This window comes from Micromonospora mirobrigensis, from assembly GCF_900091555.1.
In the GTDB taxonomy this organism is placed as follows: domain Bacteria; phylum Actinomycetota; class Actinomycetes; order Mycobacteriales; family Micromonosporaceae; genus Micromonospora; species Micromonospora mirobrigensis.
In genome coordinates this window covers 690072-710029 of sequence record NZ_FMCX01000003.1, presented here as the reverse complement: position 1 = coordinate 710029, position 19958 = coordinate 690072, and the positions used below count along the sequence as shown (strand labels likewise).

The window sequence follows — 19958 nt, the reverse complement described above, 5'->3', positions numbered from 1 at the left end:
ACCACCGCCGGCGACAATCCCGACCGGCTACGTTCCGAAGCGGCCCTGGCCCACCTCTGCGGCGCCGCCCCGATCCCCGCCAGCAGCGGACGCATCGACCGGCACCGCCTCAACCGCGGCGGCGACCGAGCCGCGAACAACGCCCTGCACACGATCGTGCTCAGCCGGATGCGCTACGACCCCCGAACCCGCGCCTACGTTGAGAAACGCACCAAACAGGGCCTCGGCAAGAAAGAGATCATGCGGTGCCTCAAGCGATACGTCGTCCGCGAGGTCCACGCCGCCCTCCTCACCGACTTCACCGCCCTCAACACCCCTTGACATCCATAGGAGCATCGCCGGGCCGGACGCCGGCACCGGGCCACACGCAAGCCATGCTCATCTTTCGATGTATTGGCCACGGCGGTCAGGTTCGCTGCGTACCATCGGCCGGTGAACTCCGCATCGTCACAGGTCGCGGCCGAGCCCGCGGTCGTGCCCGCCGAGGGCCGCGCCCTGCCCGACGGCCTCGCCGCCTTCCTGGTCTTCCTCGCCAGCGGGGCGGTGCTGGTGCTGGAGACCGTGTCGCTGCGACTGGTCGGCCCGTACGTGGGGGTCACCCTCCAGGTCACCAGCTCGGTGATCGGCGTCGCGCTGGCCGCCATCGCGTACGGGGCGTGGACCGGCGGGTGGCTGGCCGACCGGCGGGACCCGCGTACCCTGCTGGCGCCGGCCCTGGTGCTGGCCGGCATCGCCACCGCGGTCACCCTGCCGGTGGTGCGGTACGCCGGTGAGCTGCTGCGCGGCGGCGCGGCGAGCGCGATCCTGCTGCTCACCGCGCTGGCCGTGTTCGTGCCGGCGGCGTTGCTGGCGGCGGTCACCCCGCTGGTGGTCAAGCTCCAGCTCGCCGACCTGCGCCGCACCGGCCAGGTGGTCGGGCGGCTCTCCGGCATCGGCACCCTCGGCGGCATCACCGCCACCCTGGTCACCGGCTTCGTGCTGGTCGCGGCGCTGCCCAGCACGGTGATCGTGCTGGCGCTGGCCGTGGCGCTCGGCGTGACCGGGCTGGCGCTCGGGGCGTACCTGCGGCGGCGGGGGCGGGCGGGACTGCCCGGTCCGGCCCGGACGAAGGCCGCGCTGGCCGTGCTGGGCCTGGTCGGGGCGGGGCTGAGCGCGGTGGCCCCGAACCCGTGCGACACCGAGACGGCGTACCACTGCGCCAAGGTGGAGGTCGACCCGAACCGGCCGTCGGGGCGGATGCTGCTGCTCAACTCGGCCCAGCACTCGTACGTGGACCTGGCCGACCCGACCCACCTGGAGTACGCGTACACCCAGTGGTTCGGAGCGGTGACCGACGAGGCGGCCCCGAAGGGGCGGCGGCTGGACGCGCTGCACCTGGGCGGCGGCGGGTTCACCATGCCGCGCTACCTGACCGCGACCCGGCCGGGCACCGACAACCTGGTCTTCGAGATCGACGGCGCCCTGGTCGACCTGGACCGCCGCGAGTTGGGCGTGCGGACCGGGCCGGGGCTGCGGGCCGTGGTCGGTGACGCCCGGGTGCTGCTGGACGGGGAGGCCACCGACAGCCGGGACCTGATCGTCGGGGACGCCTTCGGTCACCTGGTGGTGCCGTGGCACCTGGCCACCCGGGAGATGGCCGCCGAGATCCGTCGGGTGCTGCGGCCGGGCGGCGTCTACACGCAGAACGTCATCGACTATCCGCCGGACCGGTTCATCCGCAGCGAGCTGGCCACGGTCGCCGCCGAGTTCCGGCACGTCGCGCTGATCGCCCCGCCGGCCGCGATCGCCGGCCGCCAGGGCAGCAACTTCGTCATCGTGGCCTCGGACGCGCCGCTGCCGCTGGACGCGCTCCAGCGGCGGGTCGGCGGGTTGCGCGAGCCGGCGAGCCTGCTGGAGGGCCCGGCCCTGACGGACTATGTCGACGACGCGCTGGTGTTGACCGACGACTACGCGCCGGTGGACCAACTGCTCGCGACCGCCTGAACGGGTGACATTCCTGACCGATTCCGACCTTCCAGGTGTAGCGACGGGGGTCCCGGGCAAAAGCTCTCACCATGGGTGGAGCTCTGCGGAACGGCGCGCACCTGCTCGGTGAGCGGTACCGGCTGATCGAGCAGCTCGGCGCAGGCGGCATGTCCGTCGTCTGGCGCGGCTACGACGAGGTGCTGGGCCGCCAGGTGGCGATCAAGGTGCTCGCCTCCCGGCTGGCCAGCGACCGGTCCTTCCGGCACCGCATCCGGTTGGAGGCGCAGGCCGCCGCGCGGCTCTGCCACCCCAACATCACCAACGTGTACGACTACGGCGAGTCCGAGCAGGTCGGGCTGACCGTGCCGTACGTCGTGATGGAGCTGGTCGACGGTGGTCCGCTGAGCCAGCGGTTCGCCTCCGGCGGGGCGCTGCCCTGGCGGGAGGCGGTGACCATCGGGGCGGAGGTCGCCTCCGCGCTGGCCACCGCGCACGCCCGCGGGGTGGTGCACCGGGACGTCACCCCCGGCAACGTCATGCTCACCTCGACCGGGGTGAAGGTCGTCGACTTCGGCATCTCGGCGCTGGTGGGGGAGAGCGAGAAGGGGCCGGACGGCAACCTGCTCGGCACCCCGGCCTACCTGGCGCCGGAACGGCTCGACAACGGTCAGGTCTCCCCGGCCACCGACGTGTACGCGGTCGGCCTGCTGCTCTACCGGATGCTCACCGGCCGGCTGCCCTGGCAGGCCAGCACCACCACCGAGATGCTCCGGGCGCACATGTACCACGAGCCGGCCCCGATGCCGCCGGTCGCCGGGCTCCCCGACGAGGTCGCCGGGCTGGTCCGGCGCTGCCTGGCCAAGCGTCCGGCCGACCGGCCGGCGACCGCCGAGGTGGCCCGTACGCTCGCCGACGCGGCGGGGATGCTCGCGCCGGTCCCGGTCTCCCCGGCGCCCGGGGTGACGGACCCGGCGTTGCTGGCCAGTGCCGGCACGACGATCCTGCCGTGGTCCACCGACACCGACGCCCTGCCGTTCTCCGGCTCCCGCAACCGGGACCGGGCCCGGCGGGCGGTGTCCCGGCGGCGGCGGGTCGAGGCGGGGGTGGCCGCGGCGGGTCTGGTGGCGGTGACCGCCGGGGTCTGGGGGGTGACCTCCCGGAGCCCGGCCAGCGGCGGGGTGGACCGGCCGGTGGAGGCCGGGATGGGGGCCGCCCAGCAGACCCCGTGCGAGGTCGACTACGTGCTGCGCCGGGACACCGGCAAGGACTTCGCCGCCGAGTTGACCCTGACCAACACGGGCAACCGGGAGCTGCGCGGCTGGACGATGAGCTTCACCTTCCCGGGCAAGCAGAAGGTCCTGCGGGCCGCGCCGAGCCCGGCCCGGCAGGAGGGGCGGACGGTCGAGGTGACCGCGCCGGCCGGGAAGGACACCTTGCCGCCGGCCGCCACCCACACGATGACGCTGACCGGCTCCTACACCGGCACCAACCCGCTGCCGGTGGAGTTCCGCCTCGGCGACACCAGCTGCGGGGTGGAGGTGGCCGGGGTGGCCGGCTCGGTTCCGGTCGTGCCGCCGAAACCGCCCGCGGCCAAGGCGCCGGTGGTGAAGGCGCCCGCGGCGAAGGCGCCGGTGGTGAAGGCGCCCGCGGCGAAGGCCGGTTCGGGCGGTGGCGGATCCACGGCCACGAAGTCCGGCGGGGCGAAGGCGAAGCCGGAGCACGAGGGCAAGAAGGGCAAGGGCGAGGGAAAAAAAGGGGGAAAGTAGCTAAGAAGGGAGGCGGCGGCAAAGGCAAAGGCAAAGGCAAAGGCAAGGGTCACTGAGCAGGTCAGCCGAGTTCGGCGAACCGCTGCACCTGACCGATGCTTCCCTCGACGACGAGCACACTGCCGGGCACCAGCACGGTCTCCGGGGTGGCGTAGCGGAACCGCTCGCCGGGCAGCTTCGCGCCGACCACCATCACGCCGTACCGTTCGGCGGGCGCAAGCTCCCGCAGTGACCGGCCGGTCAGTGCCGACGGTACGCGGACCTTGGCGATCGCGAAGTCCTGGTCGAACTCGATGAAGTCCAGCAGCCGGCTGACGATCAGGTGGGCCACCCGCTCGCCGGTCTCCGCCTCCGGGAAGATCACGTGATGTGCGCCGACCGAGGACAGGATCTTCGCGTGCTTCTCCGAGGTGGCCCGGGCCCAGATCTGCGGTACGCCGAGCTCCACCAGCGCCAGCACGGTGAGCACGCTGGCCTCCACGGACGCCCCGATCGCGACCACCGCCCGGCGGAAGTCGGCGATGCCCAGTTGGCGCAGGGCGCCCTCCTCGGTGGCGTCCGCCTGCACCACCCGGTCGAACTGACTGGACCAGCGCTGCACCCGCTCGGCGGAGCGGTCGATGGCGAGCACCTCGTGGTCGAGCCGGGTCAGCGAGGTGGCCAGGTGGCAGCCGAACCGGCCCAGCCCGATCACCGCGATGCCGCTGTCGTCCGACCGCTTAGCCGACAATGGGTTGCTCCTCCGGATAGCGGTACAGCCGGCGCCGGGTGTTCAGCGCGATCGCCGACCCGAGGGTGAGCGGGCCGATCCGGCCGATGTACATCAGCGCGGTCAGCACGTACTGGCCGACCTCGGGCAGTTGCGGGGTGAGCCCGACGGAGAGGCCGGTGGTGCTGAACGCCGAGGTCACCTCGAACAGGGCAACGTAGAACGGGACCTGCGCGGTGATGATGATCAGCGTCACGGTGCCGGCGCCGACCAGCGCCACGCTGAGCAGCGCCACGGTGAGTGCCTGCCGCTGGCTGGCCGCGGCCACCCGGCGGCGTCCCACCTGGACGTCGGGCTCGCCGCGCAGCTCAGCCCAGATGACGAAGCCGAGCAGGAAGAAGGTGGACACCTTGATGCCACCGGCCGTGCTCGCGCTGCCTCCGCCGATGAACATCAGGGCGATCAGCAGCGGATAGCTGGCGTCGTGCAACTTGTCCACATTGATCACGTCGAAGCCGCCGGTGCGGCTCAACGCGATCTGGGTGAACGCGGCGAGCACCTTGCCGGGCACGTCGTAGGTGCCGATGGTGAACGGGTTGCCCCACTCGGCGATCAGCAGATAGCCGAAGCCGTAGAGCAGCAGCGCCACGCTGCCCCAGACGGTCAGTTTCGTGGCGACCGCCCACCTGCCCGGCCGCCGCCACTCGCGGACGGCCTCGAAGAGCGCGGGGAAGCCCAGGCCGCCGACGATCGCGCCCAGGCTGAGCGGCAGCGCCACCCAGGGGTCGCGGGAGAAGGCGACCAGCCCGTCGGAGTAGAGGGTGAACCCGCCGTTGTTGAACGCCTGGACGGAGTGGAACGCCGCGGACCAGAGCGCGTCGGGCAGTGCATAGTCGAAGGCCAGCCAGAGCCGACCGGTGACGATCGCGGTCATCACCGCCTCGGCGGCGAACACCGTCGCGGCGATCCGGAGCAGCAGCCACCGGACGTCGCCGATGCCGTACTCGGCGGTCTCGGCCTGCACCAGCAGCCGGTTGCGCAGCCCGAGCTGCCGGGAGACGGCCAGGATGACCAGGGCCGCGCCGGTGAGGATGCCGAGCCCACCCACCTGGGTCAGCACGGTGATCATCAACAGCCCGAACCAGTTCCAGTAGTTCGGCGTGTCGGTGACCGCCATGCCGGTGACCGAGACCGCCGAGGTGGCGGTGAAGAGCGCGGTGACGAACGGGGTGTAGCGCTGTTCGCTGGTGGCCCAGGGCAGCATGAGCGCGCCGGTGCCGAGCAGGATCACCGCCAGGAACCCGAACGGCACCAGCCGTACCGGGTGACGGAGGAAGCGGCGCACCAGACAATCTTCCTGTTCCACCCGGGCCCGGGTGCGGAAACGCGCATCCCGGAGATTCACCTGCCGGCCAGCCGCGGACCAACTGGCGGTCGCCCGCGCCCGGTCTGCTGAGCGCATTCCTCGACGACAGGAGAGCGCGATGCGACGTACCCTTTCCGTCCTCGGCGTGGCCGGGGCGCTGCTGGCGGCGGCCGTGGTGGTGCCGGCGGTGGCGGCGTCGGCCGACCCGACCCCCGGCGCACAGCGGTCGGAGGCCGTCAAGCGGCCGGTGGTGATCGGCCACCGCGGCGCCAGCGGCTACCGCCCGGAGCACACCCTGGAGTCCTACCGGACGGCGATCCGGATGGGTGCCGACTACATCGAACCGGACCTGGTGTCGACCCGGGACGGTGTGCTGGTCGCCCGGCACGAGAACGAGATCTCGGGTACGACCGACGTGGCCGCCCACCCCGAGTTCGCCGCCCGCAAGGCCACCAAGACGATCGACGGGGTCAGCGTCACCGGCTGGTTCACCGAGGACTTCACCCTGGCCGAGCTGCGGACGCTGCGGGCCAAGGAGCGGCTGCCGCAGGTGCGCCCCACCAACACCGCCTTCGACGGCAAGCTCGAGATCCCCACCTTCCAGGAGGTCATCGACCTGGCCCGGACCGAGTCCAAGGCCCGCAGGCGGACCATCGGGATCTACCCGGAGACCAAGCACCCGAGCTACTTCGCCTCGATCGGGCTGCCGCTGGAGGAGCCGCTGGTGGCGGCGCTGAAGGCCAACAGGCTGACCCACCGCAACGACCCGGTCTTCATCCAGTCCTTCGAGACGGCCAACCTGCGCAAGCTGGACGGCATGATCGACGTACGGCTGGTCCAGCTGCTCGACGCCACCGGCCGCCCGTACGACTTCACCGTCGCCGGTGACGCCCGGACCTACGTCGACCTGGCCTCGGCCACGGGCCTCGCCTGGATCGGCGGGTACGCCGACGGGGTCGGCCTGAACAAGAACCTGATCGTCCCCCGGGACGCCGCCGGCAGGCTGCTCGCCCCGACCACCGTCATCCGGGACGCGCATCGGGTGAAGCTGCTGGTGCACGCCTGGACGTTCCGTGCGGAGAACCAGTTCCTGCCGGTCGACTTCCGGATCGGCGCCGACCCGAACGCCCGGGGCGACATCACCGCCGAGTACGAGCTCTTCCTCGGCCTGGGCCTGGACGGCGTCTTCGCCGACCAGCCGGACACCGCCGTGGCCGCCCGCGCCGGCCTGGCCTGACCGCCGCCGCCCGCCGGCCCCGTCGCCCCTGGTCCCGGGGTGACGGGGCCGGCCCGTTTCCACCTGGTCGCCGGGGGTGGTGGTCCGGGCTTGGTGGGGATGGTGGTTCGGCGGCCTGCCGACCTGAGAACGTGGACGGCTCAGGCGTCAGGAGGAGTTGCGGCCACCGGCCTTTCGAGCTGATGTCGTGAACGAATCAGCCGGGGCGAGCGAACGAAGTCACGGGGGAGTGGGATCGCCGAACCTGGAGGCCTATGCGGTCGACCGGTCCGCCACGTACGTGCCGCGCCCCTGCTGCCCGATGATGAGTTCGCGATCGTGCAGGATGGCGAGAGCTCGGTACGCGGTGTTGTTGCTGACGCCGTACATCTCGGCGAGCTGGCTCGTTGACGGGAGCTTGTCGCCCGGCTTCAGTTCACCGGATTTGATGTCGGCGATGTCGTTGACGATGCGCCGGAATTCTGGCTGCGCTGTGGGCAGGTGGGGACTCCGGTTGGTTCGGCGTCTCCGATCATGCCGGACCACCCGGGCGGCCTCGTTCATGTCCGGCCTGGACTCCGCTGGGGTGACCGTCTCGACGGAGGACGACCAGGGCGTACGCCACTGGGTGTTCTGTGATCGGCCGCTGGACGGCGGCCGCCGGTGTCGGGGGTTGGTGGACCACGACGGGCCGTGCGGGTCGGCGCGGCATCGGTAGACGAAAGATCCTCTCTATCAGCAAACCCTCAGCCAAAGCGGACATTTGCCTCAATACTGGCACGGCACGGCCCACGTACAAGGGGTGGGTCACGGGTCGCGCCGTCCCGCACGGCGTACGGGGGTATGAATGTCCATTCTCAGCACCACACGAGCACGCGGGCGGTGGTCAGCCGTTGCCGCGCTGGCGCTGGTCGCCGGGCTGCTGCCGCTGGTCGCGCCGCAGGCGGCCACGCCGGCGCACGCCGCGAGTCCGACCACCGCCACACTGACCGTCAACAAGGGCGGTGACCGGCTCTCGGAGGATGTCGTCGGGCCGCTCGCCGGCGCCGTCTTCGACTTCTACGCCGGCGTGTCCGGCACCCGGCCCGGCCTGGGCGACACGCCGACCGCCTCATGCACCACCGGTGCGGACGGCAGATGCAGCGTCGACGTCCCCGGTCTCACCGGCACGAATCAGGGCTACTGGATCATCGAGCGGAGCGCGCCCGCCGGCTGGCGGCTGCTGCAGACCCTCGACACCGGCGGCGGCACCACCACGCCGACCGTCTACAACGGCGTCTTCACCGGCGCGGTCTCCAACAACGTCTCCTACGAGTTCCCGGTCAACACCACCGGCAACACCAACCGCACGGCACGCGGGGCGATCTGGGCGGACGCCCGGGCCAACCCGCCCCTGCCCGCGGACTGCGGCCTGAGCATCGCGCTGCTGATCGACGTCTCCGGCTCCATCGCGCCCAACCTGCCCGACGTGAAGAACGCCGCTAACGGTTTCGTGGACGCGCTGACCGGCACGCCGTCGGAGATCGGCCTCTACACCTTCGCCACCAACGCGGCCACCGTGCTCAATCCGGTGCCGGTCTCCGACACCTCCGGCGCCAACACGGTGAAGAACGCGATCAACGGGCTCACCGCCGGTGGCAACACCAACTGGGACGCGGGCCTGTTCCAGGTCGCCGCCGCGCCCAACACCTACGACGCGGTGATCGTCCTGACCGACGGCAACCCCACCGTGTACGGCCCGCCGCCCGTCCAGGGCCCGGGCAACTTCACCCGCTTCAAGGAGGTGGAGAACGGCGTCTTCTCGGCCAACGCGGTCAAGGCCGAGGGCACCCGGGTCGTCGCCGTCGGCGTGGGCGCCGGAGTCAGCGGCTCGGCCAACAACCTCTCCGCCATCTCCGGCCCGGTCGCCGGCTCCGACTACATCCAGACCGGGTACGAGGAACTGGCCGCCGTCTTCCGGCAACTCGCCCTGGAGGCGTGCGCCGGCACGATCAGCGTGGTCAAGAAGGTGATCCCCGCCGGTGGTACGCCAGCCGACGCGGTTCCCTCCGGCGGTTGGACGATCTCGACCAGCACCCCGGGGGTCACCCCGGGCAGCGCGGTCACCGACACGCTCACCGGCGCGGTCAACTTCGACGTCGACCTGACCGGGGTGACCAGCAAGCCGGTCACCCTCGCCGAGACGCCGCAGGCCGGCTTCACCCTGGAGCAGCAGGCCGGTGACAACGCCGCCTGCACCGCGAACGGCTCGCCGGCCCCGGTCACCAACAGCGGCCCCAACGGCTTCACCGTGGACGCGCAGGCCACCGCGATCGTCAGCTGCGTGATCCTCAACCGGGAGGCGGAGCAGCAGCGCTCCACCATCGTGGTGCACAAGACCTGGGTGATCAACGGGGTGCCGTTCGAGAACCCGGACCAGCCGGTGGAGTTCCAGTCCGACCTGTCGATCAGCGGCATCAACGACCCGGCCTGGAACACGCCGTACGACAGCTTCGCCACCGGCACCACGGTGACCATCGGCGAGACGATCGACCAGGGCCTGCTGCCGACCAACTGCGGCACCGTCGCGGTCACGGGCGACACCGGGCCGGTCGTCCTGGCCCTGCCCGGGCTGAACACCTTCCGGGTCACCAACACGGTGACCTGCCCGACCCGGCTGACCCTGGCCAAGCAGCTCCAGAACCCGTACGGCACCCCGGAACCGTCGCTGGACGCCTGGACGTTGCGGGCGATCCTCGGCGGGAGCGCGGTGGTCGAGGGGACCAACGGGGTGACCGGGGACGTGGACCCGAACACCTTCGTCTCGCTGGCCGAGACCACCGTCCCCGGCTTCACCCAGTTCGTGACCGCCGGCGCGGTCATCACCCCGCCGGCGACCGGCAGCTGGGACTGCGGGTTGCGGGAATCGGACGGCTCGGTGGGGCCGACATACACCGGCGCCCTCGGGCTGGCCAGCGTGCCGCTCGGCGAGACCGCGGTCTGCACCGCGACCAACGTCGCCCAGGCGGCCACGCTGACCCTGGTCAAGGAGGTCAGCGGCGGTACGGCGCAGCCTCAGGACTGGATCCTGGAGGCCGCGCCGCTGGCCCGCAACGACGTGCCGGTGCCGGTCGTGATCAGCGGTCGCAGTGGCACCCCCGCGGTGACCGGTGCGGAGGCGTTCCCGAACGTCACGTACGGGCTCTCCGAGAGGGACGGACCGGCCGACTACGAGCAGGTCGGCACCCCACAGTGCGTGCTGACCGGCACCTCCACGGTGGTGCCGACGCCGAACAACCGGCTGACCCCGACGTTCGGGCAGGACATCACCTGCACGTTCCGCAACCAGGCGGTCCCACCGCCGGCCGAGGCCAGGGTCACCCTGGTCAAGCAGGTGGAGAACGGGTTCGGCGGCACCGCCACACCGCAGGACTGGACGTTGAGCGCGACACCGCCGGTCGGCTCGGGCGCCGCGACGATCACCGGCCGCAGCGGTGAGCCGGCGGTCACCAACGCGGTGGCCAGGGCGGGCCTCGGCTACGCGCTCACCGAGAGCGGCGGCCCGGCCGGATACGCCCCGATCGGTGACGTCCGCTGCGTCTACAACGACACCGGTGACGTCGTACCGACGCCGGACAACGTGCTGACCCCGGTCGCCGACCGCAGCTACACCTGCACCTGGCGCAACGGGCAGCTCGACCCGGGCCGGCCGCACCTGACCCTGGTCAAGAAGGTCGAGGAGGGCAAGGACGGCTGGACCGGCCCGACCGGCGGACCGGGCTGGACCGGCCCGACCGGCGGGAACGGCCCGACGGGCGGCCCGAACGGTTCGGGCGGCAAGGACGGCTGGGGTGGCAAGGCCGACCCCACCGACTGGCTGTTGACGGCGACGCCGCTCAACGGCGCCGACCCGATCAGCGGCCGGTCCGGCAGCCCTTCGGTCACCGGCGTGACGGTCGAGGCCGGCGTGGGCTACCGACTCTCCGAGTCCCAGGGCCCCAAGGGCTACGAGCTGGTCGACCTGAGCTGCGTGCTCACCGGCACCGACGAGTCGGTGCCCGTGGTGGACGACGTGGTGACCCCGGAGTTGCGGCAGGACATCACCTGCACGTTCACCAACCGGGCCGTCGCGAAGCCGTATCCGCCGCACAAGGGCGGCTGGAAGCACCTGCCGGTCACCGGCATGAAGCTGACCGGGTTCGTCGCCGGGGGTTCGCTGGCGGTGCTGGCGGGCGTGGTGCTGTTGATCGTCGCGCGCCGACGGAGGTCGATGGCCTGACCCGAGTGACACCGCCGTGACCGGGTGACCGGCGCGGACGGCAGGAGTGGCCCGGCGGGGAGCCGGAGTCGGTGGGCGCGGACGACGCGCCACCCGACCCGGCCCGCGCCGGGCCACCGTCGTCTGCAGCAGGTGGCGGGTCGACACAGGTGCCGCTCTGGCGGTGGGGATGCGGACCATTCCGGGGCGGTGCGGTCACGGCGGCGGGCCGGTGGCTGTTACGGCCGGCCACCCCACTCCGGTGACTTGTGTGCGTCCACCACATAGCCCGTGGGTGACGTCACTTCTAGCGTGAGCCGACACATAGAGTTCCCCACCTCCGAGTCCTCACCCTGGAGTCGCAATGACGGTCCGGACGACCCGGCGGGCGATCCTGTCCGCCACCATGCTGGCCGCGGCGCTCGCCGCCACGGCCTGTGGCAGCCCGCAGGAGACCGCCGCCGGTGGCGGTGACAGCGCCGCCCCGGTCAAGGTTGGCCTGGTCTACTCCCAGTCGGGCCCGCTGGCCAGCTACGGCAAGCAGTACATCGAGGGGTTCAAGGCCGGGCTCGACTACGCCACCAAGGGCACCGGCAAGGTCGGCGACCGCAAGATCGAGCTGACCGAGGTCGACGACGCCGGTGACCCCGCCAAGGCGGTCTCCGCGGCCAAGGACCTGATCGGCAAGGGCACGAAGATCCTCGCCGGGTCCACCGCCTCCGGCGTGGCGCTCCAGGTCTCCCCGATCGCCGCGCAGAACAAGGTCCTGTTCATCTCCGGCCCGGCCGCCACCGACGCGATCACCGGCGCCAACAGGTACACGTTCCGCTCCGGACGGCAGTCGTACCAGGACGTGGTGACCGCCAAGTCGTTCATCGGCGACCCGACCGGCAAGAAGGTCGTGGTCTTCGCCCAGGACGGTGCCTTCGGCGATGCCAACGAGGCCGCGGTCAAGGCGGTCATCGGTGGGTCCGGCGCGACCGTCAGCAGCGTCCGGGCCCCGGCCAGCGCCACCGAGTTCACCCCGTTCGCCAGCCAGATCAAGGCCGCCAAGCCGGACCTGCTCTTCGTCGCCTGGGCCGGCACCACCGCCCCGGCCATGTGGCAGACCCTGGACCAGCAGGGCGTGCTCTCCTCCACCACGGTCGTCACCGGCCTGGACATCCGCGCCTCCTGGCCCACCTTCGGCGCCGCCGGCAGCAAGATCTCGTTCCTGTCGCACTACTTCGACGGGGCCAGCGACACCGAGGCCGCGAAGGCGGCCAAGGCCAAGATCCCCGGCGGCACGCTGGACCTGTTCCACCCGGACGGCTTCGCCGCCGCCCAGATGGTGGTCCGCGCGGTCACCGAGGGCGGCGACGACGTGGACAAGATGATCAAGGCGCTGGAGGGCTGGAGCTTCGACGGCGTCAAGGGTCCGATGACCGTACGCGCCGACGACCACGCGCTGATCCAGCCGATGTTCCAGGCGAAGCTGACCGGCAGCGGCACCGACTTCACCGCCACCGCCGAGAAGAGCCTGACCGGCGACGAGGCCGCCCCGCCGGTCACCCGGATGAAGGGCTGAACCATTGCTCGCCACCCGCGGTCTGACCTGGCGGATCGGTGAGGTCGCCATCGTCGACGACGTCGCGTTCGACCTGGCGCCCGGGGAGTTCCTCGGCGTCATCGGGCCCAACGGCGCCGGCAAGACCTCGCTGTTCAACCTGATCACCGGCCTGCGCCGGCCGACCGGCGGCCGGATCCTGCTGGACTCCGAGGACATCACCGCACTCCCGCCGCACCGGCGGGCCCGCCTCGGGTTGGGACGTACCTTCCAGGCGTCCTCGGTCTTCGGGTCGCTCACCGTCCGGGAGAACGTCCGGCTCGCCGTCCAGGCGCACCGCGGGGGCTCGATGAGGCTGTGGCGGCGGGCGGCGGCCGACCGCGAGGTCGCCGCCGCCGCCGACGCGGCGCTCGACCGGGTCGGCCTGCACCACCGGGGTACGGCGCTGGCCGGCACCCTCGCCCACGGCGAGAAACGGAAGCTGGAGATCGCCCTGCTGCTGGCCGGCGAACCACGGGTGATGCTGCTCGACGAGCCGATGGCCGGCGTCAGCGCCGAGGACGTGCCGGAACTCGTCGCGGTGATTCGGTCGCTGACCGGCGACGACGGACGCTCGGTGCTGATGGTCGAGCACCACATGGACGTGATCCTGGAGCTGGCCGACCGGATCGCCGTGATGCACCACGGCGCCCTGCTGGCCTGCGACACCCCGGACACGGTGATGGCCAACGCCACCGTCCAGGAGGCCTACCTCGGAGAGCAGCTCTAGTGAGTGCGAGGAGTGAGCCGGGTTTGCGAGCCCCGCAGTCACGAACGAAAGGCAGCTCAGTGGATCCTGTGCTCACCGTCGAGGACCTGTCGGTGCGGATCGCCGGGCTGCACATCCTCCAGGGGGTGTCGTTCACCGTCGCCCCGACCGGAGTGACCGTGCTGCTCGGCCGCAACGGCGTCGGCAAGACCACCACCCTGCGGGCGATCGTCGGGCTCACCCCGCGCAACGGCGAGGCGAGCGGCAGCATCCGGATGGCCGGCGGTGACCTGCTCGGTCGCCCCACCCACCGGCTGGTCCGCGGTGGGCTCGGCTACGTGCCGGAGGACCGGGACGTCTTCGCGGGCCTCACCGTCGCGGAGAACCTGCGTCTCGCCGAGCGGCGGGGCAGCGTCCCCGCGTACGACAAGGTCTTCGCGCTCTTCCCGGAGCTGGACCGGCGCGGACGGCAACGGGCCGGCTCGCTCTCCGGCGGCCAGCAGCAGATGCTCGCCATCGGCCGGGTGCTGCTCAACGACAACCGGCTGCTGCTGGTCGACGAGCCCACCAAGGGGCTCGCGCCCAAGGTGGTCACCGAGGTGGCCGAGGTGCTGGAACGGGTCGCCGAGTCGGTGCCGGTGCTGCTGGTCGAGCAGAACCTCGCCGTGGTCCGCCGGCTGGCCCGCGACGCGGTGGTGCTGGCCGCCGGCCGGGTCGCCTGGGCCGGCTCCGCCACCGAACTGCTCGCCGAGGCCGAGCTGACCCGCTCGCTGCTCGGCGTCGGATCCGGCGACCACCACGGCACGCCCGCCACCGCCGGGCCACGGAAGGACGAGAGCTGATGAGCACGGTCATCCTGCTGGCGCTGACCGGGCTGGGCCTGGCCGCGCTCTACTTCCTCGTCGCCTCCGGCCTCTCCCTGGTCTTCGGCCTGGCCGACGTGCTGAACTTCGCGCACGGGCTCTTCCTCGGCGTCGGCGCGTACGCGACCTGGTGGGCGTCGGGGAACCTGCCCGGCGCCGGGCCCGACGGGTTCGGTTTCGTGCTCGCCGTCGCCTTCGGGGTGGCCGCCGGTGTGCTGGTCGCCGTGCTGGTGGAGCTGGTGCTGATCCGGCCGCTCTACTCCCGCACCATCGAGCAGGTGCTGGTCACCGTCGGGCTGTCGCTGGCCGGGGTGGCGCTGCTCCAGGCCACCTGGGGCGCCGACGCCCGACCGTTCCCGCGCCCCGGCTGGACCCGGCAGGTCACCGGCATCCTCGGCGCGAACGTGCCGAACGCCGGGCTGCTGCTGATCGTCGCCGCCGCGGTGGTGCTCGGCGCGCTGCTGGCCTTCCTCCGCTGGACCCGCTACGGCCTGGTGATCCGGGCCGGGGTGGAGAACCGGGAGATGGTCACCGCGCTCGGCATCGACGTGCGCAGGGCGTTCACCCTGGTCTTCGCGATCGGCGGGGCCGCCGCCGCGCTGGCCGGCGCGCTCGGCGGCGTCTACTTCGGCACCGTCTCGCCCGGGCAGGGCGGCTCGCTGCTGATCTTCGCCTTCATCGTGGTGGTGATCGGCGGGATGGGCTCGGTCGTCGGCTCCGCGTACGCGGCCGTCGCCGTCGGGCTGCTGCAACAGTTCGTCAACTACTACGGCCCGTCCGGCCTCGGCGACGTCTGCGTGGTCGCGCTGCTGGCCGTGGTGCTGCTGCTGCGCCCGCAGGGCTTCGCCGGAAAGGTGGCAACCGCATGACCGGATCCATGGTGGAGGCGCCCCCGGCCCACGTCCCCGACGAGCTGACCCCCGGGCGCTCGCGCTGGCCCGGGCTGCGGCCGTACCTGCCGCTGGTGGCGCTGGCCGTGGCGGCGATCGTGCCCTACTCGACGGTGAACCTGCCGGGGATCTTCGAGGGACCGCTGAACTCGCCGGGCACCCTGCAACTGCTCGCCGTCTGCCTGGTCTTCGGCGGCCTCGCCGCCGGCTACGACCTGCTCTTCGGCCGCACCGGGATGCTCTCCTTCGGGCACGCCCTCTACTTCGCCGCCGGCGTCTACGGCACCGACATCCTGGTCACCCGGGCCGGGCTTCCGTTGTGGCAGGCCGCCCTGCTCACGATCACCGGCGGGACCGTCCTGGCGGCGCTGCTCGGCGCGGTCGCACTGCGTACCGTCGGGATCGCGTTCGCCATGGTGACCCTGGCGTTCGCCCAGGTCGGGGCGATCCTGGTGGCCCGGGACTTCGGCGGGCTCACCGGCGGCGAGGAGGGGCTGCCGCTGGACGTCTCCGGGCTGCCGGCCGCCCTGGTCGGGGTGACCAACACCGTCAACCTGTACTGGCTGGCGCTGGCGTACCTGGCGGTGGTGGTGTTCGTGGTGCACCGGGTGAGCGGCTCGCCGACCGGGCGGGTGCTGGCCGGGCTGCGCGACGACGAGCGGCGGATCGGGGTGCTGGGGCTCGACCCGTACCTGTTCAAGCTGCTGGCGTTCACCCTGGCCGGCGGCCTCGCGGCGGCGGCCGGGGTGGTCTACTGCCTGATCGTCGGCGGCGCCAGCCCACACGTAACGAGCAGCGAGCTGACCCTGTCCCTGCTGGTCATGGTGGTCCTCGGCGGCCCCGGCACCAGGTGGGGTCCGGTCCTCGGCGGCATCCTCTACATGTACCTCGACCACCGCCTCACCGCCTTCGGTAGCAGCGAGACGGTCGACGCCCTCCCCGCCGTCCTCAGCCGCCCGCTGAGCCAACCCCTCTTCGTCCTCGGCACCGTCTTCATCCTGGCCGTCTACTTCTTCCCCGGCGGCCTCGCCGGCCTGAGAACCCGCCTGGCCCCCCTCACCCGCACCCTCAGCCGCCGCCCGGATCGTCGATCATGAAGTTGGCGTCGCGACACGCCGGGTCGCGAGGGCGCTAACTTCATGATCGACGCAGAAGGGAGGCCGGGGTGGGAGAGCGGTTGGCGGTTGTGAGCGGTGGGGGGACGGGGATCGGGGGCGCGTGCGCCCGGTTGCTCGCCCTCGACGGGTACGACGTGGTGGTGGTGGGGCGGCGGGCGGAGGTGTTGCTCGCCGCCGCCGAGCGGATCTCGGACGAGTGTGGGCGGGCCGACGCGGTCAGCGCGGTCACCGCGGATCTGACCGATCCGGCGCAGCTCGCCGGGGTGGTCGAGGCGGTCGGGGAGCGGCCCGTCGACGTGGTGGTCAACAACGCCGGCGGCTACCTGGGCGGCGACACCGCCACGCTGGCCGGGGTCGCCGACTTCTGGCGGGCCAACCTGGAGGCCAACGTGCTAACCGCCGTGCTGCTCACCGAGGCGCTCCGGCCGGCGCTGCGTCGCCCCGGCGGACGGGTGATCCTGGTCGGCTCCATCGCCGCCCAGCGCGGCGGGGCCGGGCCGTACTCGGCGGCGAAGGCGGCGCTGCACGGCTGGGCGTACGACCTGGCGGCGCAACTCGGGCCCGAGGGGATCACCGCCAACGTGGTCAGCCCCGGCTACGTCGCCGAGACCGAGTTCTTCGGCGACCGGATGACCCCGCAGGGGCACGCGACGCGGGTCGACGCCACCCTGGTCAAGCGGGCCGGCCTGCCCGACGACATCGCCGAGGCGGTCCGCTACCTGGCGAGCCCGGCCGCAGGCTACGTCACCGGGCAGGTGCTCGGCGTCAACGGCGGGTCGGTGCTCGGCCGCTGACGCCGGAGGGTGGCGACCCCCCCGTGTGGCCGCCACCCCTCGTCGTCCGGATCAGATCAGCTGTTCAACATCTCGTACGCCGAAGCCGGTGCCGCCTGCACCTGGTCGCCGGCCGGCGCAGCCAGCTTCGGCGCCTTGCCGAAGTCGAAGTAGCGGACGACCACCTTGCGGGCCTTCTGCTTGCCGGCCGCCGGAACGGTCATCGACAGCGAGGCGAGGTTGCCGTCCGGGCCGACGACCGCGGTGAACGGCACCTTCTTCGCCGCCGCGCCGCTCGCCGTCAGGTCGAGGTTGTCCAGCGCCTCCGCCACCTCGGCGCCGGCGGTCAGGTCGAGGAAGCCGGTGTACGTGCCGGTGCCCTTCTTCCGCACGGCCGAGGCGTGCTCCAGGAAGACCCCGGTGTTGCCCGGGTCGCTGCCCTCATAGCTGAGCGGATCCGAGTCGCCCTCCAGCTTCGCCGGGTCGAGGGTCATCCACCGCTTCGGCAGCTTCATCATCTCGTGCAGACCGTCGACGCCGGTCAGCTTCACCCGCATCCAGCTGCGGTCGGCGATCACCCGCATGCTCAGGGCCATGGTGAAGTCCGGGTCCGTGCTGGTCTGCGAGAAGGTCAGCTCCTGCGCCTTCGCCGCCGGGTCGACCACACCGGAGAGCTTGTCGGGCCCGTTCTGCTCGGTGTAACGGAACCGCGGGTCCTGCCCGTCCGGCACGGCGGTCAACAGCTCGGCCTTCGGGTCGGCCGACGGGGACGGGGTCGGCGCGGAGGAACCCGTCGCGTCGGAGCTCCGGTCTCCCGCGCCGCCGCACCCCGCGAGCAGGGCGGTGGCGGTCAGCGCGGTGATCGCGATCCGCCGGATCGGGCCGGTGGCGCCGGTTCGGTACGTCATCTCGTTGAACTCACTTCCACAGGGTCAGCTGGTTGCGGAGAGATCCTGTCAGCCACCTCTGCCGAGTCGCTGCCGATATGCTGCCGTCCGGCTGCCGTGCACTGCCGTACCGCACGGCTCGGGGTGTCAGGAGCGGAAAACCGCATGTCAGAGGCGTTGCGCTTCCAGGTGCTCGGACCGCAGCGGGCCTGGTACGCCGACCGGCCCCTCGACCTCGGCCCCGGCAAACAGCGAGCGGTGCTGACCGTTCTGCTGCTGGCGGCCGGGCGGCCGGTGCCGACCGGGCAGATCGTCGAAGCGGTCTGGCCCGACGATCCACCCGCGAACGGCGCCAACGTCGTGCAGAAGTACGTCGCCGGGCTGCGCCGGGTGCTGGAGCCCGAACGGTCGCCGCGTACGCCGGGCCAGGTGTTGGCCCTGACCGATGCCGGATACCGGCTGAACGTCCCGCCGGAGGCGGTCGACGCGATCCGGTTCGAGCGGGGCGTGCACCGGGCCCGGCAGCGGCACGCCGCCGGCCGTTCCGACGAGGCGCTGGCGGACATCACTGACGCGTTGGAGCTGTGGCGGGGCGAACCGTTCGGCGGGCACACCGGGCCGTACTTCGAGGCCGCCCGGAGCCGACTGGTCGAGTTGCGGGCGGTCGCCCTGGAGACCCGGGCCGAGCTGGAACTGGCCACCGGGCGGCACCGGGAGCTGGTCGGCGAGCTGGTGGAGCTGGTGGCCGAGTTCCCGGTCCGGGAACGGCTCCGGCACCACCTGATGCTGGCGCTGTACCGCGGCGGCCGGCAGGCCGAGGCGCTGGCCGCCTACCGGGACTTCGCCGGCCTGCTCCGCGAGGAGTACGGCATCCAGCCGGGTGCGGCGTTGCAGGACCTGCACGGCCGCATGCTGCGGTCGGACCCGACGCTGGCCTCGGCGGTGCCCGACCCCCGGCCGCCGGCGCCACGGGTCGCCCCGGGCGAGGTGGGCGGGGAGCCGGTGCCGCCGCAGCGCTCGCCGGACCGGCCCGCGCCGGCCGCCGCGGACCTCCACCGGTCCGTCCCGCCCACACCGGACCTCCACCGGTCCTTCCTGACCGCTCCGCTCGGCGCGGCGGCCGGAAGTGTGGCGACGGGGGCGGCCGACCGGGCCGCTGTGGCGAGCCCGGCCGAGCCCCGGCGGGGGGACCCACCGAAGCGCTGGGTCAGCCACCTCGGCACCGTGCTCGCCGCTGCCACCGTGCTGCTCTCGTTCGGCACGCTCGCCTGGATGGTGCTGCTCTTCTACGCGATCCGGCGGCGCCGCGCCTGGCTCTTCGTCGCGGCCGCCGCCTACTTCGCCGCCTTCCTGCTGTTCGCGGTCGGGATGGACCTCAGCGAGATCAGCGATCCCGACGCGCCCCCGAGCACCCTCGACAGCCTCGCCATCATCGGGCTCGGCGCAGCGTGGGTCGGCGGCACCGGGCACGTGGTGCTGTTGAACCGCCGGGTGGCCGAGGCGCTGCACCGCGGTGCCGACCAACCGGAGACCGACGAACGCCGGATCCGCCGCGAGCAGACCCGCTATCTGCTGGACCACTACCCGCCGGCCCGGCACGAGCTGCGGATCGGCCGGCCCGACCTCCCGCGAACCTTCGACGACGGCGGCCTGGTGGACATCAACGCGGTGGACGACGCCGTGCTGGCCGCGCTGCCCGGGCTGACCGACGAGCAGCGCCGCCTGATCGTCGCCGACCGGCGGCAGCGGGGCCCGTACGGGTCGGTCGAGGAGCTGGGCGGACGCTGCGGGCTGCCGGCCGCCGTCACCGGACGGCTCCGGGACGTGTTGATCTTCCTGCCGAGTTGGCAGGAGACCGCCTGACACCTGGTAGA

At 72.4% G+C, this 19958-nt stretch carries 16 protein-coding genes; 12 read left to right on the top strand and 4 right to left on the bottom strand.

Going from position 1 to position 19958, the window contains the following annotated elements:
- From GA0070564_RS14490 to GA0070564_RS14480, 3 genes are all read left to right on the top strand, one after another.
- Nucleotides 1-321, top strand: a 321-nt coding sequence (locus tag GA0070564_RS14490; RefSeq protein WP_141714773.1) for a transposase, incomplete at its 5' end; no start/stop codon positions are given.
- A 111-nt stretch (nucleotides 322-432) separates the two neighbouring features.
- Nucleotides 433-1983 (top strand): fused MFS/spermidine synthase, encoded by a 1551-nt coding sequence (locus GA0070564_RS14485; protein ID WP_091609034.1) that lies wholly within the window; start codon nucleotides 433-435, stop codon nucleotides 1981-1983.
- A gap of 71 nt (nucleotides 1984-2054) precedes the next feature.
- The gene (locus tag GA0070564_RS14480; protein WP_091609032.1) at nucleotides 2055-3731 is read left to right on the top strand and encodes a serine/threonine-protein kinase; all 1677 of its coding nucleotides are present in this window, start codon (nucleotides 2055-2057) and stop codon (nucleotides 3729-3731) included.
- A gap of 61 nt (nucleotides 3732-3792) precedes the next feature.
- Here the strand turns inward: GA0070564_RS14480 and GA0070564_RS14475 are convergent, their stop codons facing one another.
- Together GA0070564_RS14475 and GA0070564_RS14470 are read right to left on the bottom strand one after the other, a co-directional pair.
- Nucleotides 3793-4461 (bottom strand): potassium channel family protein, encoded by a 669-nt coding sequence (locus GA0070564_RS14475; RefSeq protein ID WP_091609030.1) that lies wholly within the window; start codon nucleotides 4459-4461, stop codon nucleotides 3793-3795.
- On the bottom strand, nucleotides 4451-5785 hold the full coding sequence (locus tag GA0070564_RS14470; RefSeq protein WP_091609027.1) for a TrkH family potassium uptake protein: 1335 nt from the start codon (nucleotides 5783-5785) through the stop codon (nucleotides 4451-4453). Before GA0070564_RS14470 ends, GA0070564_RS14475 begins: the two co-directional genes overlap by 11 nt.
- 139 nt (nucleotides 5786-5924) lie before the next feature.
- Here GA0070564_RS14470 and GA0070564_RS14465 point away from each other — a divergent pair, with 139 nt between their 5' ends.
- On the top strand, nucleotides 5925-7043 hold the full coding sequence (locus tag GA0070564_RS14465) for a glycerophosphodiester phosphodiesterase (RefSeq protein WP_091609025.1): 1119 nt from the start codon (nucleotides 5925-5927) through the stop codon (nucleotides 7041-7043).
- Between the two features lie 252 nt (nucleotides 7044-7295).
- On the opposite strand, the gene GA0070564_RS14460 is transcribed toward GA0070564_RS14465, so the two are convergent.
- Entirely contained in the window at nucleotides 7296-7586 is a 291-nt protein-coding gene (locus GA0070564_RS14460; RefSeq protein ID WP_425412467.1) for a GntR family transcriptional regulator, read from the bottom strand.
- A gap of 283 nt (nucleotides 7587-7869) precedes the next feature.
- Between GA0070564_RS14460 and GA0070564_RS14455 the strand changes: the two genes are divergently transcribed.
- The 7 genes from GA0070564_RS14455 to GA0070564_RS14425 all read left to right on the top strand — a co-directional run bounded on the left by GA0070564_RS14455 (nucleotide 7870) and on the right by GA0070564_RS14425 (nucleotide 17218).
- Entirely contained in the window at nucleotides 7870-11280 is a 3411-nt protein-coding gene (locus GA0070564_RS14455; protein ID WP_091609022.1) for a VWA domain-containing protein, read from the top strand.
- A 343-nt stretch (nucleotides 11281-11623) separates the two neighbouring features.
- On the top strand, nucleotides 11624-12826 hold the full coding sequence (locus tag GA0070564_RS14450) for a substrate-binding domain-containing protein (protein WP_091609019.1): 1203 nt from the start codon (nucleotides 11624-11626) through the stop codon (nucleotides 12824-12826).
- A gap of 4 nt (nucleotides 12827-12830) precedes the next feature.
- Nucleotides 12831-13574, top strand: a complete 744-nt coding sequence (locus GA0070564_RS14445; RefSeq protein WP_091609017.1) for an ABC transporter ATP-binding protein — start codon at nucleotides 12831-12833, stop codon at nucleotides 13572-13574.
- A 59-nt stretch (nucleotides 13575-13633) separates the two neighbouring features.
- Complete coding sequence (locus GA0070564_RS14440) at nucleotides 13634-14395, top strand: ABC transporter ATP-binding protein (RefSeq protein ID WP_091609015.1); 762 nt, start codon at nucleotides 13634-13636, stop codon at nucleotides 14393-14395.
- A complete protein-coding gene (locus GA0070564_RS14435; protein WP_091609011.1) occupies nucleotides 14395-15285 on the top strand; it encodes a branched-chain amino acid ABC transporter permease in 891 nt (296 codons plus the stop codon). Before GA0070564_RS14440 ends, GA0070564_RS14435 begins: the two co-directional genes overlap by 1 nt.
- Nucleotides 15282-16403, top strand: coding sequence for a branched-chain amino acid ABC transporter permease (locus tag GA0070564_RS14430; protein WP_091609009.1), 1122 nt, complete (start codon nucleotides 15282-15284; stop codon nucleotides 16401-16403). The genes GA0070564_RS14435 and GA0070564_RS14430 overlap by 4 nt, the downstream gene beginning before the upstream one ends.
- A 68-nt stretch (nucleotides 16404-16471) precedes the next feature.
- Complete coding sequence (locus tag GA0070564_RS14425) at nucleotides 16472-17218, top strand: SDR family NAD(P)-dependent oxidoreductase (RefSeq protein WP_091609007.1); 747 nt, start codon at nucleotides 16472-16474, stop codon at nucleotides 17216-17218.
- 56 nt (nucleotides 17219-17274) lie between these two features.
- Here GA0070564_RS14425 and GA0070564_RS14420 read toward each other — a convergent pair whose 3' ends face one another.
- Nucleotides 17275-18105: a hypothetical protein gene (locus tag GA0070564_RS14420; RefSeq protein ID WP_091609004.1), complete on the bottom strand. Its 831-nt coding sequence runs from the start codon at nucleotides 18103-18105 to the stop codon at nucleotides 17275-17277.
- Between the two features lie 144 nt (nucleotides 18106-18249).
- Here GA0070564_RS14420 and GA0070564_RS14415 point away from each other — a divergent pair, with 144 nt between their 5' ends.
- Nucleotides 18250-19947, top strand: a complete 1698-nt coding sequence (locus GA0070564_RS14415) for an AfsR/SARP family transcriptional regulator (protein ID WP_091609001.1) — start codon at nucleotides 18250-18252, stop codon at nucleotides 19945-19947.
- The last annotated feature ends 11 nt before the right edge of the window (nucleotides 19948-19958 follow it).